Annotated in this window: 29 protein-coding genes; 27 read left to right on the top strand and 2 right to left on the bottom strand. The window is 30.3% G+C overall.

Annotation, left to right across the window (positions count from 1 at the left end; all coding sequences use genetic code 11):
* Position 1: 1 nt before the first annotated feature.
* The 10 genes from ABXT61_RS05330 (at position 2) to ABXT61_RS05285 (ending at position 9,578) form a co-directional block, all read left to right on the top strand.
* Positions 2-1,264 (top strand): rod shape-determining protein MreC, encoded by a 1,263-nt coding sequence (locus tag ABXT61_RS05330; protein WP_415314775.1) that lies wholly within the window; start codon positions 2-4, stop codon positions 1,262-1,264.
* Positions 1,265-1,786, top strand: coding sequence for a rod shape-determining protein MreD (gene mreD / locus ABXT61_RS05325; protein WP_415314773.1), 522 nt, complete (start codon positions 1,265-1,267; stop codon positions 1,784-1,786).
* On the top strand, positions 1,776-3,740 hold the full coding sequence (mrdA, locus tag ABXT61_RS05320) for a penicillin-binding protein 2 (protein WP_415314772.1): 1,965 nt from the start codon (positions 1,776-1,778) through the stop codon (positions 3,738-3,740). Before mreD ends, mrdA begins: the two co-directional genes overlap by 11 nt.
* Positions 3,741-4,862: a rod shape-determining protein RodA gene (gene rodA, locus ABXT61_RS05315; RefSeq protein ID WP_415314771.1), complete on the top strand. Its 1,122-nt coding sequence runs from the start codon at positions 3,741-3,743 to the stop codon at positions 4,860-4,862.
* 68 nt (positions 4,863-4,930) lie between these two features.
* Positions 4,931-6,172, top strand: a complete 1,242-nt coding sequence (locus ABXT61_RS05310) for an NAD(P)/FAD-dependent oxidoreductase (protein ID WP_415314770.1) — start codon at positions 4,931-4,933, stop codon at positions 6,170-6,172.
* Positions 6,173-7,072, top strand: coding sequence for a DMT family transporter (locus ABXT61_RS05305; RefSeq protein ID WP_415314769.1), 900 nt, complete (start codon positions 6,173-6,175; stop codon positions 7,070-7,072).
* Positions 7,065-8,015, top strand: coding sequence for a D-2-hydroxyacid dehydrogenase family protein (locus tag ABXT61_RS05300; protein ID WP_415314768.1), 951 nt, complete (start codon positions 7,065-7,067; stop codon positions 8,013-8,015). The genes ABXT61_RS05305 and ABXT61_RS05300 overlap by 8 nt, the downstream gene beginning before the upstream one ends.
* A 1-nt stretch (position 8,016) precedes the next feature.
* Positions 8,017-8,724 (top strand): FkbM family methyltransferase, encoded by a 708-nt coding sequence (locus ABXT61_RS05295; protein WP_415314766.1) that lies wholly within the window; start codon positions 8,017-8,019, stop codon positions 8,722-8,724.
* Positions 8,708-9,082, top strand: coding sequence for a peptide-methionine (R)-S-oxide reductase MsrB (msrB, locus tag ABXT61_RS05290; protein WP_415314765.1), 375 nt, complete (start codon positions 8,708-8,710; stop codon positions 9,080-9,082). Before ABXT61_RS05295 ends, msrB begins: the two co-directional genes overlap by 17 nt.
* Before the next feature lie 196 nt (positions 9,083-9,278).
* The gene (locus ABXT61_RS05285; protein WP_415314763.1) at positions 9,279-9,578 is read left to right on the top strand and encodes a hypothetical protein; all 300 of its coding nucleotides are present in this window, start codon (positions 9,279-9,281) and stop codon (positions 9,576-9,578) included.
* A gap of 17 nt (positions 9,579-9,595) precedes the next feature.
* Here the strand turns inward: ABXT61_RS05285 and grxC are convergent, their stop codons facing one another.
* Positions 9,596-9,850, bottom strand: coding sequence for a glutaredoxin 3 (gene grxC / locus ABXT61_RS05280; RefSeq protein WP_415314761.1), 255 nt, complete (start codon positions 9,848-9,850; stop codon positions 9,596-9,598).
* Positions 9,851-9,918: 68 nt separating this feature from the next.
* On the opposite strand from grxC, the gene ABXT61_RS05275 reads away from it, so the two are divergent.
* Positions 9,919-10,878, top strand: coding sequence for an inverse autotransporter beta domain-containing protein (locus ABXT61_RS05275; protein WP_415314760.1), 960 nt, complete (start codon positions 9,919-9,921; stop codon positions 10,876-10,878).
* On the top strand, positions 10,868-11,932 hold the full coding sequence (locus tag ABXT61_RS05270) for a hypothetical protein (RefSeq protein WP_415314759.1): 1,065 nt from the start codon (positions 10,868-10,870) through the stop codon (positions 11,930-11,932). The genes ABXT61_RS05275 and ABXT61_RS05270 overlap by 11 nt, the downstream gene beginning before the upstream one ends.
* Positions 11,933-11,997: 65 nt before the next feature.
* Here the strand turns inward: ABXT61_RS05270 and ABXT61_RS05265 are convergent, their stop codons facing one another.
* Complete coding sequence (locus ABXT61_RS05265) at positions 11,998-12,294, bottom strand: TIGR03643 family protein (protein WP_415314757.1); 297 nt, start codon at positions 12,292-12,294, stop codon at positions 11,998-12,000.
* A 134-nt stretch (positions 12,295-12,428) separates the two neighbouring features.
* Here ABXT61_RS05265 and ABXT61_RS05260 point away from each other — a divergent pair, with 134 nt between their 5' ends.
* From ABXT61_RS05260 to ABXT61_RS05190, 15 genes are all read left to right on the top strand, one after another.
* The gene (locus ABXT61_RS05260; RefSeq protein ID WP_415314754.1) at positions 12,429-13,043 is read left to right on the top strand and encodes a LysE family translocator; all 615 of its coding nucleotides are present in this window, start codon (positions 12,429-12,431) and stop codon (positions 13,041-13,043) included.
* A gap of 88 nt (positions 13,044-13,131) precedes the next feature.
* Positions 13,132-14,373, top strand: a complete 1,242-nt coding sequence (locus tag ABXT61_RS05255; RefSeq protein ID WP_415314753.1) for an amino acid ABC transporter substrate-binding protein — start codon at positions 13,132-13,134, stop codon at positions 14,371-14,373.
* A 64-nt stretch (positions 14,374-14,437) separates the two neighbouring features.
* Entirely contained in the window at positions 14,438-15,331 is an 894-nt protein-coding gene (locus tag ABXT61_RS05250; RefSeq protein ID WP_168607277.1) for a branched-chain amino acid ABC transporter permease, read from the top strand.
* Positions 15,331-16,383 (top strand): branched-chain amino acid ABC transporter permease, encoded by a 1,053-nt coding sequence (locus ABXT61_RS05245; RefSeq protein ID WP_415314752.1) that lies wholly within the window; start codon positions 15,331-15,333, stop codon positions 16,381-16,383. Before ABXT61_RS05250 ends, ABXT61_RS05245 begins: the two co-directional genes overlap by 1 nt.
* A complete protein-coding gene (locus ABXT61_RS05240) occupies positions 16,383-17,123 on the top strand; it encodes an ABC transporter ATP-binding protein (protein ID WP_415277945.1) in 741 nt (246 codons plus the stop codon). The genes ABXT61_RS05245 and ABXT61_RS05240 overlap by 1 nt, the downstream gene beginning before the upstream one ends.
* The gene (locus tag ABXT61_RS05235; RefSeq protein ID WP_415314751.1) at positions 17,123-17,908 is read left to right on the top strand and encodes an ABC transporter ATP-binding protein; all 786 of its coding nucleotides are present in this window, start codon (positions 17,123-17,125) and stop codon (positions 17,906-17,908) included. The genes ABXT61_RS05240 and ABXT61_RS05235 overlap by 1 nt, the downstream gene beginning before the upstream one ends.
* Positions 17,908-18,612 (top strand): AzlC family ABC transporter permease, encoded by a 705-nt coding sequence (locus tag ABXT61_RS05230; protein ID WP_415314749.1) that lies wholly within the window; start codon positions 17,908-17,910, stop codon positions 18,610-18,612. Before ABXT61_RS05235 ends, ABXT61_RS05230 begins: the two co-directional genes overlap by 1 nt.
* Complete coding sequence (locus ABXT61_RS05225; RefSeq protein WP_415314748.1) at positions 18,602-18,925, top strand: AzlD domain-containing protein; 324 nt, start codon at positions 18,602-18,604, stop codon at positions 18,923-18,925. The genes ABXT61_RS05230 and ABXT61_RS05225 overlap by 11 nt, the downstream gene beginning before the upstream one ends.
* Positions 18,925-19,833, top strand: a complete 909-nt coding sequence (gene glaH, locus ABXT61_RS05220; RefSeq protein ID WP_415314747.1) for a glutarate dioxygenase GlaH — start codon at positions 18,925-18,927, stop codon at positions 19,831-19,833. The genes ABXT61_RS05225 and glaH overlap by 1 nt, the downstream gene beginning before the upstream one ends.
* A gap of 222 nt (positions 19,834-20,055) precedes the next feature.
* A complete protein-coding gene (locus tag ABXT61_RS05215) occupies positions 20,056-20,778 on the top strand; it encodes a hypothetical protein (protein ID WP_415314746.1) in 723 nt (240 codons plus the stop codon).
* A gap of 90 nt (positions 20,779-20,868) precedes the next feature.
* Positions 20,869-21,636 carry a pyrroline-5-carboxylate reductase gene (locus tag ABXT61_RS05210; RefSeq protein ID WP_415314744.1) on the top strand — a complete coding sequence of 256 codons (768 nt, stop codon included), beginning with the start codon at positions 20,869-20,871 and terminating at the stop codon, positions 21,634-21,636.
* 5 nt (positions 21,637-21,641) lie between these two features.
* Complete coding sequence (locus tag ABXT61_RS05205; RefSeq protein ID WP_415314742.1) at positions 21,642-22,430, top strand: ABC transporter ATP-binding protein; 789 nt, start codon at positions 21,642-21,644, stop codon at positions 22,428-22,430.
* Positions 22,430-23,137, top strand: a complete 708-nt coding sequence (locus tag ABXT61_RS05200; protein WP_415314741.1) for an ABC transporter ATP-binding protein — start codon at positions 22,430-22,432, stop codon at positions 23,135-23,137. The genes ABXT61_RS05205 and ABXT61_RS05200 overlap by 1 nt, the downstream gene beginning before the upstream one ends.
* Position 23,138: 1 nt before the next feature.
* The gene (locus ABXT61_RS05195) at positions 23,139-24,149 is read left to right on the top strand and encodes a branched-chain amino acid ABC transporter permease (protein ID WP_415314739.1); all 1,011 of its coding nucleotides are present in this window, start codon (positions 23,139-23,141) and stop codon (positions 24,147-24,149) included.
* A gap of 35 nt (positions 24,150-24,184) precedes the next feature.
* Positions 24,185-25,516, top strand: coding sequence for a branched-chain amino acid ABC transporter permease (locus ABXT61_RS05190; RefSeq protein ID WP_415315942.1), 1,332 nt, complete (start codon positions 24,185-24,187; stop codon positions 25,514-25,516).
* The last annotated feature ends 53 nt before the right edge of the window (positions 25,517-25,569 follow it).

Below are 25,569 nucleotides of genomic sequence, written 5' to 3'. Positions count from 1 at the left end.
AATGGAAGCAAGCAGAGATGATTTTGTAATTGCATTAAGATCTGCTTTTTTAAAAAAAGGTACCCAGCAAAGATTCTCACTATTAAGTTTAATATTTTTTTCTATTATTCTTTTAATTTTAGGTAGTTTCAACTTCAAAGTTATAGATTACGTAAAAATAACTATTAAAGAAATAGTTTATAAATCTTCTTTTATAGTGTCTGGCCCAGAAAATTTTTTAAAAAATAATTACTTAATTGTAAGTAATCACTTAAAGCTTTACGAAGAAAATAAAAAAAATATTACTGAGCTTAACTACTTGAGAGGAAGGGATTTATCTCAGAAAATTAATATACTTGAGAATATTAAATATAAAAAATTAATTGATGACTACTTTATTGGAGAGAATGAGACAGTCGCAAAAGTATTAATAGATAAACAAAGCCCCTTTCTAAGATCTATAATACTTAACAAAGGTAGCAAAAATAATATTAAATTAGGAATGGTAGTCTTAGATGATGGCTATTTAGTTGGAAAAATAGTGGAAGTTAATTTTTTCACATCAAGAGTTCTGTTAATTTCTGATATTAATTCTAAAATTCCAGTTTCATTACAGCCAGGAGATATTCAAGCAATTATGTCTGGTAAAGACAAACAAGAAGGTGTCTTGCAATATGTTAGAAATAAAAATTTACTTGAAATCGATGAGGAAATACAAGTTCTTACTTCAGGTGCGGGTGGACTGTTTAAAAGTGGTATACCGATTGGAGAAATAGATGTTGATGAAGGTCTTGAAATCGATGAGGATAAAGTAGTTAATTTTCATAGAGATTTTTCTCAATTAAAATATGTAAAAGTAGTTTCTTTTTCGAAAGAAAAAAATATTTTAGATCTGTCATCTAAAAACAATTCAGAAACATTAAATGAGGAAATTAAAGAAACAAGTCAACAGCAAGAAGCTTTAAGAATATTATTAGAACAAAAAAAAATAGCTGACGAGATAAGAGGTAAAATCCAAAAAGAAAACAATTTTTTAAAAAATGAAAGTATTAAATTAAAAAAAGAAAGTGATTTTTTAAGAAATGAGAGTGATAGATTAAAAAATGAAATTTTAATTACAAAAAAAAATAATCAAAAAAATAAAATTCAAGATGAAGAAATAGAATTTCTTAAAAAGAATCTTCTTTATGGACATAAGTGTAGAAAAAATCTGATTAACAGTCTATATAAAGTTGGCACACCTGAGTATAGAAAGTGTGTATTAAAAAAAGGTCTTAAAAAATAAATGAATAAAATTAGTCAAAATAATATTATACAAAATATACAAAAATATACTCCAATAATTTTACTTTTTATTTCTGTATTAAATGAGTTTGATTTTAATAATTTAGGATTGATATATTTTTCATTTAACTTTTCATATATCTTGATTTTTTACTATAGTTTAAAAAAAAGTGAAAGTTTGGGTTATGTTTATATTTTTATAGCAGGTTTATTTAATGATGTTATTGTGGGAACTCCAATTGGAATAAGTAGTTTAATGTATTTGATACTTTGTGGTGCCGCTGCTTATCTTAGAAATATTACTTTAAGACCAAGCTTAATAAAAGACGCTATATTTTTTCTTATAACAATTTTAATTATAAATTCATTGCTATTTATGTCTTTAAATTTTGTTTTTAATTATGAATTAAATTATTTTAATCAGATAATAAATATTACATATACATTTTTGTTATATTTTCTATTTGCAAATTTATTTGATTTTTTGGAAAAAAATATTTTAGGCAATAGACATGCTGGGTGAAAACTTTGGTGTAAAAAAAGTTCAAACTATTAATAGAAGAATGTTTATTATTGGTGCTGCTAAGTTGGTTGTATTTACTGGAATAATAGCTCGGTTATTTTCATTACAAATTACAGAGAACAAAAAGTATCTGACACTTTCTGATAAAAACAGATTACGTGAATGGAGATTACCTCCAATTAGAGGTGAGTTCTTAGATTATTTTGATAATGTTATTGCGGGTAATTTAAAAATATACCAGTTACATGTAATCCCAGAGGAAGTAGAAGATTTTAAATATCTAATGGTAAGGTTAAAGGAAATCTTATCAATTAGTGATGATATTTTTAAAAAGATTATAAAACAAAAAAATAAGCAAAAACCCTGGGAAACTATAATTGTTTCGAAAAATTTAACATGGGAACAGTTTACAAAAGTAAATTACTATTTACATGATTTAGTAGGAGCCAAACCAGTTCTATCTGTTTCACGTAGTTACCCGTTTAATGAAAATTATACACATGTTTTGGGTTATGTTAGTGAGGCGAGTGAAAAAGACATTCTAAATAACGAAATTATAAAAAGTACACATGTACCAGGACTTAAGGTAGGAAAAACTGGTTTAGAAAAAACCTTTGAAAATGAGTTAATTGGTACAAATGGAATCCAAAGATATGAAGTTAATGCCTATGGAAAAAGAATTAGCCAACTTGATCATACCAATGGATTAAACGGTAAGACAATAAAACTCACAATAGATACAGAAATTCAAAAGTTTTGTAATGAGCTTTTAAAAGATGTAGCTGGCTCAATAAGTGTAATGGATATTTATACGGGCGAAATAGTTGCCATGCAATCATCACCATCGTTTGACCCTAACTTATTTCTTTTTGGAATTAATCAAGATGACTGGCAGTTAATTAGAAATAATCCATTGAAACCGCTGGTTAATAAAACTTTATCAGGATTATATTCACCAGGCTCAACATTCAAACCAATGGTAGCTTTATCGGCACTAGAAAATAAAATTATTGATAAAAATTTTAAAGTTAACTGTACAGGAAAAACTGAAATGTATGGGCAAACTTATCATTGTTGGAAAAAAAAAGGGCATGGTATTGTAGATTTAAAAAGTGCAATGAAGCAGTCTTGTGATACATATTTTTATGAGATTGCAAGAAAACTTGGCGTAGACCGATTAAAAGAAACATCTATAAAATTTGGCCTTGGTGAAAAAGTTTTAAATGAAACATTTAATATTGAGAAAAAAGGATTAATTCCTGACACTAAATGGAAAAAAAATAATTTAGGAAAAGGTTGGGTTATAGGTGAAACATTAATTACAGGTATTGGACAAGGGTATACTCAAACAACGCCTTTACAATTATGTCAAATGACAGCTCAGCTGGCAAATGGTGGATTTAAAATTTACCCAAAAATAATAGTAGAAGAGGACATCCAAACAGCAGAGGAAATTAGAGTTATAATGAATGAAAATAGAAAAAGATTAAATAAAAAAGACAGTGGTTCGAAAGATACAACAGAACTTTTAGGGTTTTTAAATAAAAAAAAATATGAAACCTTGTTTAAAAGTTCTAAAAATATAAACTTAGTTCGTGAAGCGATGTTTGCCTCAACTAATGAAATTAGAGGAACATCTTATTCGTCTAGAATCGAAGATCCCAAATATCAATTTGCTGGAAAGACAGGAACATCACAAGTTAGAAGAATAACTGAAGCTGCAAGAGAACTTGATTTAAGTACCTCTGAAATTCCATATAATGAGAGGGATCACGCTTTATATATAGCTTTTGGTCCTTATAAGAATCCAAGATATGCATTGAGTATCGTTATAGAACATGGTGGATCTGGAAGCTCAACTGCAGCACCAATTGCAAAAAAACTTTTTAAATTAATTATAGATAGACACGAATTAAGAGAAAAGAAAAGCAAACAAAATAATTTAGAAACATAAATGCAATATAATTCATTTAATACACAAGCCACTTTTTTTCAAAAATTAAGAAATTTTGATTATATTTTGTTAATTTGTATTTTATTGCTTGGGTTAATTAGCGCTTTGTCAATGTACTCAACAGATGGTGGAGAAATTTTATTTCATAGTAAAAGTCATATCTCAAAATTTTTAATATTTTTTACAATGATGATTTTTATGTCATTTTTAAATATTAAATTTTGGCATTACTTTGCTTATTTATTTTATGTAGTAGTTTTGTTTTTTCTAGTCTGGGCCTCTTTGTATGGCATTAAAGCTTCAGGATCACAAAGATGGATAAATCTATATTTTATTAATTTGCAACCTTCAGAATTAATGAAAATTGCAATCATAGTATGTCTTGCTAAATATTATCACCGTATACAACTGAATAAAGTTAATACCTTCCAAGTTATGTTTGTTGCTTTGGTAATTTTAATTTTACCTATTATGCTTGTTATTACTCAACCTGATTTGGGAACTTCAATTTTGATTGCTTTAAGTGGGCTAGTTGTAATTTGGCTTGCAGGAATTAATATAAAATATTTTGTATATTCGTTTATAGTTTTATTAATTTCAATGCCCTTCGCTATTGCTTTTTTACAACCTTATCAAAAACTTAGAATTTTGACATTCCTTAATCCAGATAGGGATCCTTTAGGTGCGGGATATCAAATTATCCAATCTAAAATAGCAGTTGGATCAGGAGGTTTAAGTGGTAAAGGCTTTTTAAAGGGAACTCAAAGTTATTTAGAATTTTTACCAGAAAAACATACAGATTTTATTTTTACCTTATTTGCTGAGGAACATGGTTTTTTGGGGTCATTAGTTTTATTGCTGATTTACATAATTATTATTTATAGAGTGTTAAAAATTGGTGTAGTCTCGAGAAGTTATTTTGCTAAACTTTTTTGCTATGGATATGGGTCTGCAATATTTTTTTATGTAACAGTAAATATGTCTATGGTGTTGGGCTTATTACCTATAGTAGGATCACCACTACCAATTATGTCATATGGAGGATCTTCAATGCTTGCAACAATGATTGGATTTGCAATTGTTATGAGTGCTAAAATTAATCATAAACAACTCATAGCCTAAGCATTAAAATGCTTTATTTGTCGAATTTGTCGCGAGAATATTTAAGTTTAAGAATTATATAAAGTGTCATGGAAAAAAATTTAAAAATTGGGATTGTAGGTGCTGGTATACAAGGTATTTCCAATGCGTTATTTTTACAAAAAAAAGGTTTTTTAGTAACAATTTTTGACAGAGACGAGCCAGGAAGTCCTGCTGCATCCTACGGTAATGCTGGTCACTTTTCTCCATATGCATCTGTTCCTATAAATAGACCTGATGTTTTAACTGATGTCCCTGCAATGCTTTTAAGTTCTACAGGTCCCCTTGCTCTTAAATGGAACCATGTTCCAAAAATGATTCCTTGGTTTTTAAAGTTTATAAGAAATTGCACTACAAAAAGAATGATGCATACCGCTAAAAATATGCATCAAATTTTAGATTTAGCATTACCTGCTTATGATGAATTATTTGATGAAATAGAACTTGGTGGATTGGTTGAAAAAAAAGGTATTTTATATATTTGGAACGATCGAAGCTTAAAAAGTAGAGAGTTAGAGATTAAGGTTAGAAATGAACTAGGGGTTGATCAACAAGTAGTTACTCCAAAAGAAATTCATGATTTAGAACCAAATATAAAACCGATCTATCATGGAGGTGTTTATTACCAACACGGTAGACATGCTAGAAACCCTAAGAAAATTCTTTTAAAACTTTATGATCTGTTTTTGAAAAAGGGGGGCAAGTTCTTAAAAATGAATATTAAAGACATAAATTTTAATGATGAAAAGCCAGTTATAAAAGCTGAAACGCAAAGCTTTCTATTTGATAAAATTGTTATTGCCTGTGGTTCATTTTCAAAAAAATTAACAGACAATTTAGATGAAAAAATACCTCTTGATACTGAAAGAGGGTACCATGTGCATTTTAAAAATTGTGATCATCTTTTAAGTAGACCGGTAATTTTCCAAAATAGAGGATTTGGTATTACGCCCATGGAACAAGGACTTAGAGTTGTAGGTACGGTTGAATTTGGTGGATTGGATAACCCATTATCAAAATCAAGAGTTAAAAATTTAATTAATAATGCAAAATATATGATGGGTGATTTACCCAAACATGAAGATGAGTGGCTTGGTTTTAGACCTACATTGCCAGATTACTTACCAGTAATAGGACCCTCAAAAAAACATAAAAATGTTTTTTATTGTTTTGGCCATCATCATTTAGGATGGACTTTAGGACCAATTTCAGGGAAAATAATCTCTGGAATGATAGCTGAAGAAAATACAAATTTAGATTTAAAGCCATATAGTTCTCTTAGGTTTAACTAAGTGATTAATAAAAATAATGTTGCCTATGTTTTTTTATTTTTTGCAGCTTTATTTTGGTCTGGAAATTTTTTAGTTGGAAAATTTGCAAGTCAATATGAAATACCTCCGTTTTCATTAAATTTTTATAGATGGTTTTTCGCTTGGCTAATTTTAGCTCCATTTACAATTCAAGAGATATTCAAAAAAAGAAATTATATTTTAGAAAATTATAAGTATTATACAATTCTTGGAATAACGAGTGTTACCATATTTAATTCAATCGTCTATTATTCTTTAAACTTTACACAAGTTATCAGTGGAGTGTTGATGATTTCAACAATACCGGTAATGATTATATTTATTTCATCAATTTTAAAAATTGAAAAAACTAACACTTTCCAAATATTGGGAGTTGCATGTTCTTTTATTGGAGTAGTTTTAATTATAACTAAAGCAAATCTTGGAATATTAATGAACTTAGATTTTAATAAAGGTGACATCACGATGGTTTTTGGAATGCTTTCTTGGGCTACTTATTCTGCTCTATTAAAGAAAAAAAAACACGAATTATCTCAACTAGGGTTACTAGAAGTAGTAATTTCATTTGGCTTTATTTTCCTAATACCAATTTATTTTATAGAGTATCAAATGGGCTTTAGGATTGTTTTAAATCAAAACTTTTACCTGATTTTATTTTATGTAGTTTTATTTCCAGGTCTTGCTTCTTTTATTTTTTGGATAAAAGGAGTTGCTTTAATTGGTGCCAATAGAGCAGGTGTTTTTTTACACATGATGCCTATTTTAAGTGCAATTATGGCAATGATTATTTTTAATGAAAAATTTATGTTTTATCATATGTTAGGCGCAATATTTATTTTAACAGGAATTCTTTTATCAAATAGAAAAATTAAAAATGCTTAAAGTTGCTATCTTAGATGATTACCAAAACGTGTCTCATGAATTTGTTGATTTAAAAAAATTATCTGGCAAATATGAATTTAAAATATTCAGTGAGCCATTTGAAGATGAAGCAGACGCCATAGAGCAATTATCAGACTTTGAAGCATTATTGATAATGAGAGAACGAACTCCTATTACTAAAAATTTAATTGATAACTTAAATGATCTTAAATATATCATCACAAGTGGTTCAAGAAATAAAGCTATAGAACTTGCTGCTGCAAAAAAAAGAAAAATTACAGTATGTGGAACAGAGATTGGTTTTGCAGGCACAACCGAATTAACTTGGGGATTAATTTTAGGCTTAGCTAGAAATTTTAAAGAAGAAATTGATAATATGTATCAAGGCTACTGGCAGTCAACTATTGGTTTTGAGCTTAAAGGAAAAATTTTAGGTTTAGTAGGACTGGGAAGAGTTGGTTCTCAAGTTGCTAAAATTGGCAAAGCATTTGGTATGGAAGTTATGGCTTGGAGTGAAAATTTAAACTTGGATAACTGTAAAGAACTTGGTGTACTTCCATGCAGTAAAGAAGATTTGTTTCAAAATTCTGATTTTATATCTATCCATGTTCAAGGGGGAGAAAGATATAAAGAGTTAATAAAACTAAAAGAGTTAGACTCAATGAAGAAAACTGCTTTTTTAATTAATACTTCTAGAGGATCAATTATTAATGAGGATGATTTAATTATTGCATTATCAACCAATGTTATAGCTGGAGCTGGTCTTGATGTTTATGAAAAAGAACCTTTACCAGAAGGAAACAAGCTAAGGTTTTTATCAAATGCATTGTTAATGCCACATGTTGGGTATGTAACAGCAGAAAATTATAGTGTATTTTATACACAGATGATCGAAGGATTAGAAGCATGCGTTGCTGGTAAACCAATTCGAATAATAGAGTAAAGTGCTTAAGTATTTAAAATTTTTATATTTTATATTTTATAGATCAAAAATTTTTTTTCCTAAAAAAAGTTATTCATTATTTCAAGAAGATTTGTTTATTAAAAAATACTTTAAAAAAAAAACAAAAGGTTTCTACATTGATGTTGGTTGTTATCACCCATTAGATGGTAATAACACTCATTTACTTCATACAAAAGGTTGGAACGGAATTAATTTCGATATTAATTTGTATTCAATTAAGCTATTCAACTTTTTAAGAAAAAAAGACATTAATATTCATTCGGGCATTTCAAAGAAGAAGGACAAGTTAACAATGTATTATAGAAAAGAAATCAATATGCTAAATACCCTTGATAAAAGAATAGCAAAAATTCACTTCAGAAATGGTTTTAAAAAGAGAAATGTTCAAGTAAACACATTAAATTATTTTATTTCTAAATATTTTAAAAAACTAGAAAAAATTGACTTTTTAAATATTGATGTTGAAGGAGGTGAGTTAAATGTTTTAAAATCTCTAAATTTTAATGACTATAAACCTCAATTAGTGTGTATTGAAATTCATAATTCTAAAAATATGTATGATACAAATTATGATTATTTAAAAGCTAATAATATCTACAAGTTTTTAATTAATAAAAAATATAAAGTTGTTTGGCATAAAAAATATTCATTTATATTTGAAAGAAAAAAAAATGATAAAAAAAATTAACAAAGACCTTACGGCTGAACAAAAATTAGTTTTATTTGAAGATGGAACTGAAGCATCAGGCACGAGTGAATTAAATCACGAGAAGAGAGAAGGTAGTTATCACTGTACTAATTGTGGTGAAAAATTATTTGACTCAAATGCTAAATATGAAAGTGGTTCAGGTTGGCCTTCATTCTATCAATCACTACCAGATGCTTTTGAAACTAAAACAGACACTCTATTAGGTTATGAGCGAGTTGAATATCATTGTAAAAAATGTGGTGGTCATCATGGTCATATCTTTGAAGACGGACCTAAACCAACAGGCAAAAGATATTGTAATAACGGTGTTTGTTTAACCTTTAAACCTAAAGAATAATGAGGAAAGTTTTTTTATCCACTTATCATGAAACACTATACCATTTAATAATGTTTCGTATCAATCAGTTTACTTCTTCCAAATCGATACTAAATATAGATTACGAGTCTTTTATGATTTGCTCGACAATTGCTTCACATATTAATTATCAAAATTTAAAAAAAAAAAGCAATTAGACTGGAATGAAAGTTGGGCTATGGCTCGAAATAAATCTACAGAACAAATAATAAAATCAGAAAAACTAACTATATTTGCTTTATCAAATATTTTAATAATACCCAAAGAATCAGTAAGAAGAAAAATTAATATACTTATAAAAAAAAAAATATTAAAATTTACAACAAAATCTGGAGTTACTTTTGGAGAAAATATAGAGGTTTTTCGTCCATTTGGGAAAAAAGAAATGATTTCACTTTCTAATTTTTTAAAAATTCTAAAAAAAAATGGTGCACTAGAACAATTGTTAGAACTTAAAGAAAAAGACTTTAGTTTATAAACTTCTTTAAAGAAAATTTACTTTAATAAGTCTTGAAATTTATTGTCTTTTTCAAGAGCTCTTGCTTCATCATAACCACCAATATGTTGATCATCAAAGAAGATTTGTGGAATAGTTCTTTTTCCATTAGCTTTTTTAATCATTTCATCCATTGCACCATCAACTGTTGCTATATTAATTTCTTTATATTCAACATTATTTCTAGTTAATAATCTTTTTGCCGCATCACAAAAATTACAAAGTGGACCTGTATAGATTGTTACTGATTTCATTATTTAAAAACCTATTTTGAGTTATTTTTTAATATAATTATTTTTAGTATACGATAATTATTGCTGTAATGAAAAATTTATTTATTAGTACAGCTTTAATTTACATGATTTCTAGTCATTCCGTAAGTGTTTCAGCAGAATTAGTAAAAAATAAGATTAATGAATTTACAAATGAAACAGCACTAGCTATTTCAAATTTTGCTAAAAATAATTTTGAAAATATGAAATATCTAGATTTTGATATTCAAGTGCAAGAAAAATTAAAACCAAGCTTTAGTATTATGAGTGTAACTGAGCTTTTAAAGATAGATTCTGGAACAATTTTTAATCAAACCAGTTTAAATACACATGATGACGATGAAACAATAAATATTGGTTTTGGTGTTCGGAAACTTTTAAATGATAACAAATTTTTGATAGGTTCTAATTTATTTTATGATCAACAGTTTAGTGAAGATCATAAAAGAACAGGAGTGGGCGTTGAGGCTATTTCAAGTGTTTTTGACTTAAGAGGAAATTATTATAATGCTATCAGTGGTTCAAAAAATACTAATGATGGATCAGAAAGAGCATTAGATGGATGGGATACGCAATTAGATTATCATCTACCTGGAAAAAGAGATGTAAATGTTTTTGCAAATTTATTTAAATTTGAAAATCCTGAAACAGGCAGCACACATGAAGTGAAAGGAACTAAAATTGGAGCTAATGCGTCTTTAGGTAATTTTATTATAGAGAGTGGATATTTGGATGACAATCAGAATAATGATGCTTTTTTTGGCAGTATTAAATTTGTTGTAGCTTTAGGAGATAATATAAAAAAAGACTATTATGCATTGTCAGAAATAAAAGATCCTACAAGTGATATAAAAATGAAAAACTTGTACCGATTAGCAAGCCTTAAAAATAAGAGAAAAGCATTTGAATATAGAAGCGTAGAAGACAAATTATATATTCCAGTGAAAAGAGAGAATAAGATAAGAGTAGTTAAAATATCTAAATCAGGAGTAAAAGTAAGTGGATTCTAATATTTTAAAAAAGCTACCTATTTTACTTATTATTGTGTTGTTAAGTATAGTTTTTAATACAATCATACAAAGTTCAGCTGAAGCTGAGGCTTGTATTAGAGACGCTAATAATAAAATAAAAGTAAAAAATAGTCCCGGCTCTGGAACTATTGTGTCTCACTCAGCTGGAACATATGATAAAGATTCTTGTAACGAACAACCTCTTTTTTATAAAGTAAAATTCTACAGATTTATGGTATGCACGGCAGATCCTTTTGTTGCAGGAACTGGTGATACTGGAGCTGAGCAAGATTTTAGTTCTTGTGTAGATATTTTTAATAGTGCTGCAGGAAAAGATATTATAATTACACCAACTGGCCAAGAAGACCTTTTGGAAGGTGATCTTGTTTTGCCTATTGGATCGTATCCCTTTGCTGCTGTGATTGTAGACAATGAATTAAAGGTAAAACATCAAGAAACTTTTGTAAAAGATAATGGTGGCGACCCAACAATGAATGGATTTCATGCATCAACATATTCAGCAGGAACTATTTGTTGGAGTATTGATAAAACAACTGTTTATACTAATCGAGCTGAAGGAAATACAGTTGGAGGTGTTGGTATAACAGAAAGTTATATTGCTACAGCAACTAATAATACCCAAAAATTAGGTATGGCCTGTGGAACTTCTGTTGGAGCAAATTATGATTATGCAACAGAAATCATTGATTCAATCGATAGTACTTGTGACACTCCTGATGATTGTGACACTACTTTTAGACCATATACAGGTTATGAAGGAATTGGTTCAATTGGTGCAGAAATGGCAGGAGCTTTACTTCAAACAGATGAAGCTATTGCAACTACATTAGCAAATGCACAAAGAATATTTGGTGCTTTTCAACTTGGAACTCCTTTGGTAATTACTGAAGATATTACTGGATTAGAGTTACAGTTTAACACGTCAGAATCGGTTAGTGTTGATTTTCAATACGATGGAAGCGGAACAGATATACAGGCAAAAAAAATAGGTGTTGAACCATTCGGTATTAAGTTTGTAGTTACAAATAAATAATCTTTAAAACATTACAACCATTTTAGGTAACTATACTATATATAAATAGTGAATGATTTTATGAACTATAAATAATCATTCTTTTTTATTTTGTTAGTTATTTCTTTTCTAGAGTATTCAAATTTTTTTTTATGTTTAATACTTTTTTGATTAACTCTTTTTCTCCACAATCTAAAAGAAACAGGCTTTATAGATCGTCTCATAATCTTAATTACTTCACCTTCTGTCTTTCCAGTCTTTTTCTCAATTTCTTCAAAAGTGATACGATCTGCCCAAGCAGCCCAAACGATCCAGTCAGGATCTGATATATGGGGTTCTGGGTTTTTGACCCTAGTTATGGGGGTGTGACCTTTTTTTTTCATAAATCCTCAATAATCATTATATTTGAAAAAAATGATTAATGCATTTTATTTAGGGTCGTGGTATCTTCAAATTTAGATAGTCCATCTTAGCCATCTTTAGCTCCCGGTTTTTTTGGACTATCCTTAAACTTAAAATGCTCCCCTTAAATTACTTCCTTTTTTTACAAATAATCTTATTTTTATTTATTACCCCTGGAACACCTAGGATTGTAATCATTTCATATTCTATGAATTATGGAGTTCAAAAATGTATTTGGACAGCACTTGGAGATATCACTGCAAATATTATTCAGGCAACTTTAGTAATTTTTGTACTAGGATCTTTTTTTGTCGATAATCCAAATTTTTTAAATATGTTTAAGTGGATTGGAATAGCTTATTTGCTCTACCTTGCTTATGATATTTATAATTCAAGGCCAAAAGATATAAGCTCAACTAACATTACATCAAAAAGTTTTTTTTCTTTTTTCAAAGATGGTTTTTTAGTTGCAGGAACAAGTCCTAAAGCTTGGATGTTTTTTCCATTAATCTTTCCACAGTTTATTGATTTTAATTCAAACTATGTTGTTCAATTTTTAATTTTAATTACAACATATGTAGTTTTAGATTTTTTATCATTGATTGCTTATGCTGTACTTGCTAGAAAATTAATCGTTTGGATAAAAGCTAATCCAAAGGTTATTAATACAATTTCAGCGTGTGTATTAATATTAATTGCGCTAATCATTGCTTTTATTCAAAAGTATTAAGTCGCAATCTTTATTACTCTCTTGTTTGTCTTTTAGTTTAGGAGTTTAATTAATTTTTTAAATTTAAAACTAATAGAGGAAAAATAAAATGAAAATCAGAAATATACTTATTACTTTAGTTTCTGCTATTGCCCTTTTAATTTCAGCTTCAACTATATCTTTTGCAAAAGTTGTTGGTGATAAAATTATTTTAGGTGCAGCTGTTTCATTGACTGGAAAATATTCATCTAATGGTGTTCATACTCAAAACGGTTATAATTTAGCTGTTGAGAGAATTAATAGCATGGGTGGTGTTAAGGTTGGTGGAAAAACTTACAAGTTTGATATTATTTATTACGATGATGAGTCAAACTCTGGAAGAGCAGCACAACTTGCAGAAAGATTAATCCAACAAGATGGTGTTCAGTTTATGCTTGGGCCTTATAGCTCAGGACTTACAAAGGCTATGGCTCCTGTTACTGAAAAATATCAAGTTCCTATGGTTGAAGCAAACGGTGCATCTAGATCGTTATTCACTAAAGGCTACAAATATTTATTTGCAGTACTTGCTCCAGCAAACTTATATCTTGATGTAGCAATTGACCTTGCTGTCGAAAAAAATGGTGGAAAACCAGTTAAGATTGCAATGGCATTTGAACAAGATGCTTTCTCACAAGATGTGAGATTGGGTATTGTTGAAGCTGCTAAAAGAACAGGTTCTAAAATAATTATAGATGACAAGTTACCAAAAGAACTTAACGATATGGCTGCTACTTTATCTAAAGTAAAAGCCACAAATCCGGACGTTCTTGTAGTTTCAGGTCACACCAAAGGTGCTTTAACAGCTGTTAGACAAATCTCAGAGATGAAAGTTGATGTGAAAATGTTAGCAATGACTCACTGTGATGCTGCTAAATTATCTAAGCAACATGGTAAAGCTTCAGAGTACGCACTTTGTGCTTCTCAATGGCATAAGTCTCTATCATACAAAGACAATTACTTTGGTGGTGGTATGAAATATGATGCAGACTTTACTAAAGCATTTGGATATGCTCCGCCATACCAAGCTGCTGAATCTTCTGCTGCTTTATTAGTTTTCAAAGATGCGTTCGAAAGAGCACAATCATTTGATACTAAAAAAGTTAGAGATGCTTTAGCTGCAACTGATATGCAAACTTTTTATGGAAACATAAAATTTGCTGCAGGTGGTCAAAACGTATCTAAGCCAATGGTACTTTTCCAAGTATCATGTAACGATGATGGTAGTAAGTGTGAAAACAAAGTTGTTGCTCCAACGAAATGGGCATCTGCTGAGTTGGTACACCCAATTCCATCTTGGTCTAAAAGATAACACCTAATATGTAAAATGCTCCCTAGTAATAGGGGGCATTTTTTTATAAACATCTAAAGATTTTATGGATTTTTTAATTTTCCAAGCACCAATACTAATGGTTCAAGCGTCAATGGATGGGATACTTCTTGGTATTTTATTTGCATTAATTGCTTATGGTATGGCATTGCAGTGGGGAGTAATGAATATAATAAATATTGCTCAAGGAGAATTAGTAATCATGGGTGGATATATTGCGTACTTTATGTATCTATCAGGAATACACCCAGCTTTTGGAGTAATTGTGTCACCAATCATTATGTATTGTGTGGGTTGGGGAATGTACAAACTTGTTATTAATAAAGTAGTAGACAAAGATTTGTTCACTTCAATACTTGCAACATTTGGAATTAGTATTTTAGCCCAACAGTTAATGAATTTTGCATTTGGTGCAGATGTAGTAGTTGCTCAATCAAATTTTGGAACAACGATGTTGTTTAATAATTCAGTAACACTTCCTAACGCAAAAATATTTTCAGGGGCAGTTTGTGTGATATCTGCAATTATTCTTGTCATCTACATGAAGAAATCAAAACTAGGTAGAGCAATTAGAGCAACCGCTCAAAATGCAAGAGCAGCAAAAATTTTAGGTGTTGATACTGAAAAAGTTTATGCAGCAACTTTTGGAATTAATGCAGCATTATGTGGAATAGCAGGAGCTTGTATTGCAATTACATTTACACTTCACCCTTATACAGGACTACCTTACACGGTTAGATCTTTTATGATTGTAATTATTGCAGGACTTGGAAATTTACCAGCTGTTGCAATATCAGGAATGGGACTTGGTGTATTTGAAGAATGGGCAGATTATCTGCTTGGAACAGAATTTAGAATTGCAGCAGTATTCTCCTTACTAGTCATCATACTGGTCTATAGAAGATTTAAATTAGCTAGAAAAAGAGAGTATCTGAAATAATGAATAAAAATACACTCCTATACGCAGGCTTAATAATTTTTGGTTTGGCTGGAGCATTCATATTCCCTGCTTATAAACTACAATTATCATTTTTATATATTCTAATTGTTTTGGCTATGACTTGGGATGTTCAAGGTGGACAGATGGGTTACAACACGTTCGGTAATATATTATTTTTTGGTGTTGGAATGTATGTTGCTTCAAGTACTCAAATAGCAATGTTCTTTTCACTTGCTGAATGGACAGATGCAGGAGGAGAAAAAACTTTTGTTCACACTATCCCTCAATTTTTTCAAGGTTTTGGAGTAGGAATACTATTAGCAGGAATTATACCAACAATAATTGCAGGAGTAATTGGTTATGGGATTTTAGGCTTAAGAGGGCATTACTTTGCAATTTGTACATTAGCATTAGGAATTGCTGCAGGTGAACTTGCAGGTGGAATTGAGATTATTGGTGCAGGACAAGGTATGACAGTTCCAGTTTGGCCAAAAGGATTTGGATCTAATGCATCATCATCTCAATTTTTATATTATTTGTGTTTTGCTCTTGCAGTTGTAACTTTTGTTACTTTGAAGTGGGCATACAGCACAAGATTTGGTTTAGTTTTAAATGCAATAAGAGACAATGAAGATAAAGCTGAAGCAATGGGAATTCACACCATGAGATATAAAATTATTGGCTGGATGGTATCAGCATTCTTTGTTGGAATTGCTGGAGGATTAATGGGGCATATCAATGGTTACATTGAACCAACGGAAATCGCATTTGCTGGACCAACGTTTGGTGTGTTCATGGTTTTAATGGCAATCCTTGGTGGTAAAGGAACTTTATGGGGACCACTTGTTGGTGCAACTATATTTCACTTATTTAAAGAAGGTTTTTGGACTTACTTCCTGGGCTGGCAGTATGTTGCTCTTGGAGTTTTAATTATCGTTATTGTTGTTTATTTTCCTGAAGGGGTGATGGGATGGTTAAGAGAAAAGTATCCTGAAAGATTTGGTGAAGTTGTAGATGAAGCTGACTTAAAAGCACAGGTGGAACTAAAGTAATGGCTATATTAGACATATCAAATGTAAGTAAGTCTTTTGGTGGTGTTAAAGCCAATGTTGATATTTCAATGTCAGTTGAGCAAGGTTCAATTGTTGGATTAATTGGCCCAAATGGATCTGGTAAAACTACTTTATTTAATTCAATTGTAGGAACTTATCCAATCGACAATGGTTCAATTAAATTTGACGGTACAGAAGTTTCTGAACTGCCAGTGCCGGTTGTTGCAAAGCTTGGACTTCTAAGAACTTTTCAACAAACAAGGATTTATGGGAAATTAAACTGTATTCAGAATATGTTAATCAGTAACAAACCTGAGAATGATGGAATATTATCAGTATTTCAAAAGATACCTTCTGATTTAACAGATAAGGCTGAGACGTTATTAAAATTTGTCGGCCTTCATCAAAAAAGAAAACTTAGAGCAGGAGATCTTTCTTTTGGGCAGCAAAAATTATTAGAACTTGCTATGGCACTAATGAATGAACCTAAAATGCTTTTATTAGACGAACCAACAGCTGGAATTAATCCAACATTAATTAATGGAATTATCGATCGTTTAATTAGTGTAAATAAAGACTATGGAATTACCTTGCTGGTTATAGAGCACAACATGAAAGTAATAATGAATTTAGCACAAAGAGTTTTTTGTTTAGCACATGGTCAAATGTTAGCAAATGGAACTCCAGATGAAATTAAAAATGATAAGCGTGTGCTAGACGCTTACTTGGGGGCACAATAATGTCAAATCAATATGATGTATTAGGTAAAGCACCAGGGCCAGAAGATTTACAAAAATTATCTCCAGATAATATTCACTTAACTATAAAAAAATTATCAGCTGGTTATGGTAAAATGGAAATACTTCATGATTTTAATTTAAATGTAAGTAGGGCTCAGTCACTATGTTTGATTGGTCCAAATGGTGCTGGAAAGTCCACCATACTTCATTCTATTTATGGATTTACAAATATTTTTTCAGGACAAATAGAAATTGATGGAAAAGAAATTACCAACTTAACTCCAGCTCAAAAACTTACATCATGTGGAATTGCTTATATACTTCAAGATAATTCAGTTTTTCCAGACATGACAGTTGAAGAAAATTTACTGATGGGGGGTTATTCAAAAGAAAATACTGACGAATCCTATGAAGAAGCTGAAAGAATTTTTGAAAAATATGAAAGATTAAGAAATAGAAGAAATCAACCTGCTAAAGTTTTATCAGGTGGAGAAAGAAGATTATTAGAAATTTCTAGAGCATTAGTGATGAAGCCATCAGTATTGCTTGTTGATGAACCTTCAATTGGATTAGAGCCAAGATATATAGATATGGTTTTTGAAATATTAAGAGACCTTCAACAAACAGAAAAGAAAACTATTATCCTAGTGGAACAAAATGCAAAAAAAGGATTAGAGTTTGCGGATATTGGTTATGTTTTAGTATCAGGACAAACTGCTATCGCTGGCAAAGGGGATGATTTATTAAAAAATCCTGATGTTGGTAGATTATTCCTTGGTGGTTAATGATTAATAAAGAATTTTTCTTTAAAGGTTTCAAATCTATTTTAGCTCCAGACAGCCCAGCACTTGCACTTGGTTGTTGTTTTATTGCTATTGGAGCACTTCTTAAAAATTTAGGATTTAATATTCAAGAAAGTATTTTTTCAACCATGCTTACTTATGCATTACCAGGCTCTTTAGTAATGGCAGAATCGTTGTTAGTTGGTGCTTCATTATTAAATATTTTTTTAGCTGTGTGGTTTGTTAATGCAAGATTGTATCCAATGGCAGTTTCTTTATTCCCATTAATGATGCACAAAAGCCAACCAAAATGGAAATATTACTTTTCATGCCATTTTATAGCAGTGTCAGCATGGCTGATCATGAAAAGTAATTATAAAAGTATTGGCAAAAAAAATAGAATTGATTTTTGGATTGGAATTGGCAGCGCTACTTGGACTACAGCAGTAATAGGAACTTTTATAGGGTTTTATGCATCAGATTATCTAGATAAAAATATGATGATGGGTTTAGCAATTTTAAATCCAATTTATTTTTTATGCATGATGGTAGGTGCAATGAAAACTATTCAAATTATAGCTGCAGTAATTTTGGGCTTGGTATTAGGACCAATTTTTTACTTTCTATCTCCAGAGTGGTCAATTTTACTAGGCGGGCTTGTTGGTGGAACAATTGCTTATTTTATAGGAGAACTAAATGTCAACTAGTGTATTTCTTGCAATCGTAGTCACGTCCCTTGCAACTTTCTCTTCAAGGTTTTTAGGTGCAATTTCTTCGCACGGAATAAAAGAAACTTCAAAATTATTTAAGTGGTTTAACTGTCTTGCCTACTCAACACTAGCCGCATTAATAGCAAGAACAATTATATTTCCGGTAGGTGTTTTGTCTGATGCAAGTTATTTAAGTAGAGTAACTGTTGTTTTATTTTGTTTATTTATATTTTTAATATCTAAAAGAAATTTTGTTTATCCTACTGTTATTTCTGCTATCATGATGACGCTACTAAGTAATTATCTCTAATGGAAAATATCTCTGGAATAACAATAACAGAACATCAATATTCAAAAAGAATAATTGATATTAGAATTGAAGATGAAATTTTAGATAAATTAATATTTCCATTCAATAAATTTGATATTACTGCTTTAGAGTACAAACCATTTACTAGATTTACTATTGCCAAAAGTTTAGATGATTTAACTTCTAATAAATTAAGCAAATTACTTAATTCAATAATTAGAGACAGAAACACAGGTTGCTTTATAATAGGACCAAAAAATATAAGTCCAAAAATTAATGATACTTTTTTAGTTAAACTATCAACAGCAATTGCCTATTTAATTGGCAATCCAAACCATGATGCAATGGCTGGAAAATATTATGCAAGATTTTTTGTAAAGCACGAAGATAAAAGTGACTCGTATTTGAGAAAAGCCTACACAAATATGGATCTCCATACAGACGGGACATATGTCAAAGAGATCACAGATTGGCTGCTTATGACCAAAATTGAAGAACAAAATGTGCAAGGTGGAGAAACAGCAATGTTGCATCTTGATGACTGGGAACATTGTGAGGATTTATTCAATGACCCCATTGGAAAGCAAAACTTTGTATGGGGATCTCCTAAAAGTAAAAATATAGAATATAAAGTTGAACACCCAATTTTTACAACTGATGATAAGGGCAAGCCAAATATTTCATATATCGATCAATTCCCTGAGCCAAAAAATATGGATCAAGGAATTTTCTTACAAAAATTATCAGATGGTTTAGAGGAGAGTAAGAACAAGGTAATCACTAAATTAGCACCTGGATCAACCATTGTAGCTAATAATTATTTTTGGTTACATGGAAGAAGACCGTTTAGGGAGAATAAAGAATTAAGTAGAGAATTACTAAGAATCAGAGGTTCATTTTTTGACTAAATAAAAAATATTTTTAATAAATGATAAAACTCTTGATTGAATAGATAAATTTTTTGATTTTTTTTCAAAAACAATAGTTTTTAAAGGGTTTTTATGTTGTAAATTTGCAACATTATAAAAAAATATAAAATAAATGTTTTTAAATCTGATATATTTATTCCCAAACATGTATAACAGCATTAATTATAATTAATAACGTTAACGATAAAAATAAGGAATAAAATGAAAAAATTAATAACAACAATTGCTTTTATAGCTCTGAGCACTGTCTCAGCAAAAGCAATTGATTTTGAGACCTTCTCTTTAACAGGTGGTATAGCTACTAACAATTCAGTTTGGGGAGCTACTGCGACACAAGATGAGTACAACGCAGGAGGAACTGCAATTGATGCTTCTAACAAGCAAAGTGGTGTATTTACTGAGAGCTTTGGTTCACAGTTCGTTGAACTTGGAATAGGTAGATATATATCTTTAGGATTTGAGCATGTGCCAGATTCAATATCTACACCTGAAAATGTCAACACAAGTGGTGGTGTATCAGCAACAGGTGATACTGCAAAAGTTTCGGTTGACTTTAATGACATGAATACAACTTATCTTAAGGTAAACACTCCTATGGGAATATACCTTAAGTGGGGAAATGTTTCTACAGATATAGATATCAAAGAAACTATGCTATCTGGTAATACTTACAAAAACACATCTGTTGATGGTACTAGCATTGGTGCTGGTTACCAAAAAACTTTTGGTGAAAGAGGATTTGGTTTCAGAATCGAAGGTAACTATGTTGAATTAGACAATGTAACTGTAAATAATGGTGTTACAAAAACTGGAGGTACTCCAGCTAACCATGGTTTCGCTGAGGTTAAAGCTAAAAACTTAGAGGGACTTACAGGTAAAGTTGCTCTAACTTACACTTTTGGTAGATCAGGAAATACTTTCTAATTATCAAATAGACTAAAAATTTAAAAAGCCCCTTCATGGGGCTTTTTTTTTACCTGAAATTATTCCAGTTATTGATATATAGTTTACAAGATGAAAATAGGTTTTATAGGCATTGGTAAAATTGCATCATCAGTAATAACTGGCATTTGTAGTTCAACAATATTATATAATAAGATTTTAATTTCACCTCGTAATAAAATAATTGCTAAAAATCTTAAAAGAAAATTCAAAAATATTATTATTGCTAAAAACAATCAAGAAATAGTAGATAGTTGTAATTGGGTTTTTTTATCAATTACACCTTCTGTTGGACAAAAAATTATTAAAGAACTTAAATTTAAATCTAATCAAACTATTATTAGCTTTATTTCAACAATTACACTGACACAGTTAAAAAAAGCAATTAAAGTTAAAGCAAGGATAGTAAGAGCCATACCTTTACCACCGATTTCAATAAAAAAAGGACCCGTACCTATTTGCCCTCCAAATAAGAAAGTAAAAGATTTCTTTAACAAAATTGGAACAACTATTGAAATTAAGAATGAAAAATCATCAATAAATTTTTGGTCAACCTCTGGAATGATGGCACCTTTCTATGAATTATTAAGAATAATGAGTAACTGGTTGGTTAAAAAAGGTATTAAAAGAGATAATGCACAAAAATATATCACATCTTTATTTTTAGCCTTATCAGAGGATGCAGCTGTTAATGCAAAAAAAGATTTAAAATATTTAGTGAAAGAGTCGCAAACACCAAAAGGATTAAATGAGCAAGGTGTTAGAGAATTGACCAAACTAGGTTTTTATAAAAAAGTAGAAAAGACACTTAATAGTATTCATAAAAGATTAGAGCAATAGCCTCTATGAGCAATAACATTTTACAAATTGAAAATTTATCTAAATATTTTGGTGGATTGGCTGCAGTTTTGGATTGTTCTTTAAAGATTAAAAAAGGATCTATTACAGGCATCATAGGACCCAACGGCTCTGGTAAAACTACCTTATTTAATTTAATTGCTGGCAATTTAAGATCTTCACAAGGAAAAGTATTATTTAATAATGAAGACGTGACAGATGTTCCTTCATATGAATTATTTTCTAAAGGAATTTTAAGAACTTTTCAAATAGCACATGAGTTTACTAATCTTTCGGTCCTTGAAAATTTAATGATGGTACCAGCAAACCAGTCTGGAGAAAAATTAATGACAGCCTTACTGAAACCAAGTTTAGTTAGAACTGAAGAACTAAAAGTTAAACAAAAAGCTCAAGACGTAGTTGATTTTTTAAATCTGACGCATTTATCAAATGAATTAGCTGGCAACTTATCAGGTGGCCAAAAAAAATTATTAGAACTTGGAAGAACCATGATGGTTGAGGCAAAACTAGTATTGCTTGATGAAGTAGGAGCGGGGGTTAATAGAACACTACTTAAAGATCTAGGGACTGCAATTCTTAAGCTAAATAAGGAAGAAGGTTATACATTCTGTATGATTGAGCACGACATGGAGTTTATAAGCAGATTATGTGACCCAGTTATTGTTATGGCAGAAGGTTCAGTTTTATTTGAAGGAACTGCCGAAGAAGCTAAGAAAGATGAAAAAGTTATAGAAAGCTATTTAGGTAGAGGATCAAAATTAAGGGATGAGAACTAATGGCTTTTTTTGAAGGTTTAAAAATGACGGGTGGCTATGGTACTGGACCTGATATCATTAATTCTTGTTCTGTTGATGTGAACAGAGGTGAAATAGTTTCAATTCTTGGACCTAATGGTGCTGGTAAATCAACAGCCATGAAAGCAATGCTAGGTCTTTTAAGTTTAAAATCTGGTTCAGTTGTAATCGATGGCAAGGATATTTCAAAACTTTCTCCACAAGATAGAGTGAGAGAGGGTATCTCATTTGTACCACAGACAAAAAATGTATTTTCTGGAATGAGTGTTGAGGAAAATTTAGAGATGGGAGCTTATTTAAGAGATGACAATTATCAAAATATTATAGAAGAAATTTATGAACTATTTCCAATACTTAAGGAAAAAAAAAATCAATTAGTTGGAGAATTATCAGGAGGTCAAAGACAACAAGTGGCTCTTGGAAGAGCATTAATGATTAAACCATCTGTGTTAATGTTAGATGAGCCTACTGCTGGAGTTTCTCCAATAGTAATGGATGAATTATTTGATCATATAATTAAAGTGAAAAGAACTAATGTTGCAATTTTAATGGTAGAGCAAAATGCTAAACAAGCTCTTAATATTTCTGATCGAGGATATGTGTTAGTTACAGGCGAAAATAAATATTCAGGAACAGGACAAGAATTATTAAATGACCCAAGAGTAAGAAGCTCTTTTTTAGGTGGATAGTATGGAATTTTTAAACGCAATTATATTATTATTGAATTATATTTTTATGCCAGCACTTACGTATGGCTCACAACTAGCATTAGGTGCAATATTTGTAACTTTAATTTATGGAATTCTAAGGTTTGCTAATTTTGCAACTGGAGACATGATGGCTTTTGGTACGATGGTCACCATATTATTCACTTGGTATTTTCAATCACTTGGAATTTCTTTAGGAGTTTTACCAACAGCATTACTTGCCATCCCTTTTGCAATTATTTTAACAATTGGGTATATGCTCTTAGTTGATAAATTTGTTTTTAGATATTATAGAGTAAGTAAAAGCCCTCCTGTTCAACTTGCAATGGTTAGTATAGGTGTGATGTTTGTAACTCAAGCCGTAGTTAGAATAATAATTGGTCCATCAGACCAAAGATTTTTTGATGGAGAAAAATTTATTATTAAAGCAGGTGAGTTTAAAGAAATGACAGGGCTTAATGAGGGTTTAGCAATTAAATCTAGTCAGGTATTAACCATATTTGTAACAATTGTATTGGTTTCTATTTTATTTTGGTTTTTAAATAAAACTAAAACAGGAAAAAGCATGCGTGCTTATTCTGACAATGAAGATTTAGCTTTATTGTCTGGAATTGATCCTAAAAGAGTGGTTATGATTACTTGGATTATTGCAGGTATTTTAGCGACAATTGGTGGGGCTTTATATGGATTGGATAAAAGTTTTAAGCCATTTACCTACTTTAATAACATGTTACCAATTTTTGCTGCAGCAATTGTTGGAGGTATTGGAAACCCGTTTGGAGCATTTTTAGGAGGATATGTCATAGCATTTTCAGAAATATTCCTAACTTATGCTTATAAAAAATTCTTTATGTATGTTTTACCAGCAAGCATGGAGCCAGAAACTTTAGTTCAGCTATTATCAACAGATTATAAATTTGCTGTCTCATTTTCTATACTGGTGATTGTCTTACTTTATAGACCTAATGGAATATTCAAAGGGAAGGTACTGTGAGAAAGCACTTAAATGTAATTATAGCTTACGCAATAATGCTGGGGCTTATTATTTTAGTTGGAATATTTCAATCTTGGAATGTAGCTCTATCAATTTTTAACATGTGTTTAATTTCTGCAGTAATGACTATGGGTGCAAATATTCAATGGGGGTATGCAGGGTTAATCAATTTTGGTCTTATGGGTTATGCAGCATTAGGTGGATTGGCTGCAGTTTTAATTTCTGTTGAACCTGTACAAGAGGCATGGGTTGCAGGTGGTTTTAGTATTTTAATGTCTTTGTGGTTAATAGTTGTGATGGTTTTTGCAATACGTTTTGTATTAAAAAATTTTGAAAAATCTAAAATTAGAACTTATGGTATTGCTACAATTATCATTGCTGGAATTATCATTATAAGAGTTACATCAGAGACAAGTATTGAGGCTATTGAAAATGTTAACCCTGCAACAACAGGATTTCTTGGTGGATTAGGATTGCCAATTATGTTTTCTTGGATCGTAGGTGCATTTTTTGCAGCAGGTCTAGCTTTTATAGTTGGTAAAGTTGCGTTAGGTTTGCGGGCAGATTATCTAGCTATTGCAACATTATTAATATCAGAAATAGTTATAGCTATTATTAAACATGAAGATTGGTTAACAAGGGGAGTTAAGAATGTAATTGGACTAGATCGACCAGTACCTTATGAAATTGAACTCCAAACTAAAGAATGGTTTATAAATTTAGTTGCAAAATTTAATTCTGGGAAATTAGATTTAATCTCGAGTATTACAGATAAACAAGCGGCTCTTAATCAATTAGTTATTGAAGGATCATCAGTTTTTGTTAAACTTTGTTATTCAGGTTTATTTTTAATTGTTGTAATAGCTTTATTAATAGTTACTCAAAAAGCTCTTTACTCCCCATGGGGAAGAATGATGCGTGCGATAAGAGATAATGAAGAAGCTGCTAATGCAATGGGAAAAAATGTTGTCAAACAGCACTTATTAATTTTTATTTTAGGCTCAGCTATAATTGGAATAGCTGGCGCTATGCTGGTTACTCAAGATGGATTGTTTACACCAGGTAGTTATCAGCCAATGAGATACACTTTTTTAATTTGGGTCATGGTTATTGTTGGAGGAAGTGGAAATAATTTTGGTGCGATATTAGGTGGTTTTGCAGTCTGGTTTTTATGGATTGAGGCAGCACCAATAGCATTATTCTTAATCAATCTATTTACAGCAGGTTTAGCAGAAACACATTCACTGAAAATTCATTTAATTGAAAGTATCCCATATTTTAGGTATTTAATGATGGGTATGGGTCTTTTATTGATTATGAGATATCGCCCTAAAGGTATACTTCCTGAGAAAATCGAAATAAAATAAAATCATTATGAAATATATTATACTTGGAGCTGCAGTAGCATGGGCTATGTACA

Origin of the sequence: Candidatus Pelagibacter sp. Uisw_137 (assembly GCF_047720245.1) — a bacterium.
Taxonomy (GTDB): Bacteria; Pseudomonadota; Alphaproteobacteria; order Pelagibacterales; family Pelagibacteraceae; genus Pelagibacter.
Note: the sequence above shows the minus strand (reverse complement) of the source record. Positions and strands in the feature narration are given on the sequence as shown.

Excerpts from the sequence above, each read along its gene's own strand:
- mreD (WP_415314773.1), top strand. The coding sequence starts at position 1,265 with ATGAATAAAATTAGTCAAAATAATATTATACAAAATATACAAAAATAT.
- ABXT61_RS05265 (WP_415314757.1), bottom strand. The coding sequence starts at position 12,294 with ATGAAAAAAAAAGGTCACACCCCCATAACTAGGGTCAAAAACCCAGAA.
- ABXT61_RS05200 (WP_415314741.1), top strand. The coding sequence starts at position 22,430 with ATGGCTTTTTTTGAAGGTTTAAAAATGACGGGTGGCTATGGTACTGGA.
- ABXT61_RS05255 (WP_415314753.1), top strand. The coding sequence starts at position 13,132 with ATGAAAATCAGAAATATACTTATTACTTTAGTTTCTGCTATTGCCCTT.
- ABXT61_RS05230 (WP_415314749.1), top strand. The coding sequence starts at position 17,908 with ATGATTAATAAAGAATTTTTCTTTAAAGGTTTCAAATCTATTTTAGCT.
- ABXT61_RS05190 (WP_415315942.1), top strand. The coding sequence starts at position 24,185 with ATGCTGGGGCTTATTATTTTAGTTGGAATATTTCAATCTTGGAATGTA.
- ABXT61_RS05245 (WP_415314752.1), top strand. The coding sequence starts at position 15,331 with ATGAATAAAAATACACTCCTATACGCAGGCTTAATAATTTTTGGTTTG.
- ABXT61_RS05310 (WP_415314770.1), top strand. The coding sequence starts at position 4,931 with ATGGAAAAAAATTTAAAAATTGGGATTGTAGGTGCTGGTATACAAGGT.
- ABXT61_RS05215 (WP_415314746.1), top strand. The coding sequence starts at position 20,056 with ATGAAAAAATTAATAACAACAATTGCTTTTATAGCTCTGAGCACTGTC.
- rodA (WP_415314771.1), top strand. The coding sequence starts at position 3,741 with ATGCAATATAATTCATTTAATACACAAGCCACTTTTTTTCAAAAATTA.
- ABXT61_RS05195 (WP_415314739.1), top strand. The coding sequence starts at position 23,139 with ATGGAATTTTTAAACGCAATTATATTATTATTGAATTATATTTTTATG.
- ABXT61_RS05240 (WP_415277945.1), top strand. The coding sequence starts at position 16,383 with ATGGCTATATTAGACATATCAAATGTAAGTAAGTCTTTTGGTGGTGTT.
- ABXT61_RS05275 (WP_415314760.1), top strand. The coding sequence starts at position 9,919 with ATGAAAAATTTATTTATTAGTACAGCTTTAATTTACATGATTTCTAGT.
- mrdA (WP_415314772.1), top strand. The coding sequence starts at position 1,776 with ATGCTGGGTGAAAACTTTGGTGTAAAAAAAGTTCAAACTATTAATAGA.
- ABXT61_RS05330 (WP_415314775.1), top strand. The coding sequence starts at position 2 with ATGGAAGCAAGCAGAGATGATTTTGTAATTGCATTAAGATCTGCTTTT.
- glaH (WP_415314747.1), top strand. The coding sequence starts at position 18,925 with ATGGAAAATATCTCTGGAATAACAATAACAGAACATCAATATTCAAAA.
- ABXT61_RS05235 (WP_415314751.1), top strand. The coding sequence starts at position 17,123 with ATGTCAAATCAATATGATGTATTAGGTAAAGCACCAGGGCCAGAAGAT.
- msrB (WP_415314765.1), top strand. The coding sequence starts at position 8,708 with ATGATAAAAAAAATTAACAAAGACCTTACGGCTGAACAAAAATTAGTT.
- ABXT61_RS05260 (WP_415314754.1), top strand. The coding sequence starts at position 12,429 with ATGCTCCCCTTAAATTACTTCCTTTTTTTACAAATAATCTTATTTTTA.
- ABXT61_RS05250 (WP_168607277.1), top strand. The coding sequence starts at position 14,438 with ATGGATTTTTTAATTTTCCAAGCACCAATACTAATGGTTCAAGCGTCA.
- ABXT61_RS05205 (WP_415314742.1), top strand. The coding sequence starts at position 21,642 with ATGAGCAATAACATTTTACAAATTGAAAATTTATCTAAATATTTTGGT.
- grxC (WP_415314761.1), bottom strand. The coding sequence starts at position 9,850 with ATGAAATCAGTAACAATCTATACAGGTCCACTTTGTAATTTTTGTGAT.
- ABXT61_RS05300 (WP_415314768.1), top strand. The coding sequence starts at position 7,065 with ATGCTTAAAGTTGCTATCTTAGATGATTACCAAAACGTGTCTCATGAA.
- ABXT61_RS05225 (WP_415314748.1), top strand. The coding sequence starts at position 18,602 with ATGTCAACTAGTGTATTTCTTGCAATCGTAGTCACGTCCCTTGCAACT.
- ABXT61_RS05285 (WP_415314763.1), top strand. The coding sequence starts at position 9,279 with ATGGCTCGAAATAAATCTACAGAACAAATAATAAAATCAGAAAAACTA.
- ABXT61_RS05210 (WP_415314744.1), top strand. The coding sequence starts at position 20,869 with ATGAAAATAGGTTTTATAGGCATTGGTAAAATTGCATCATCAGTAATA.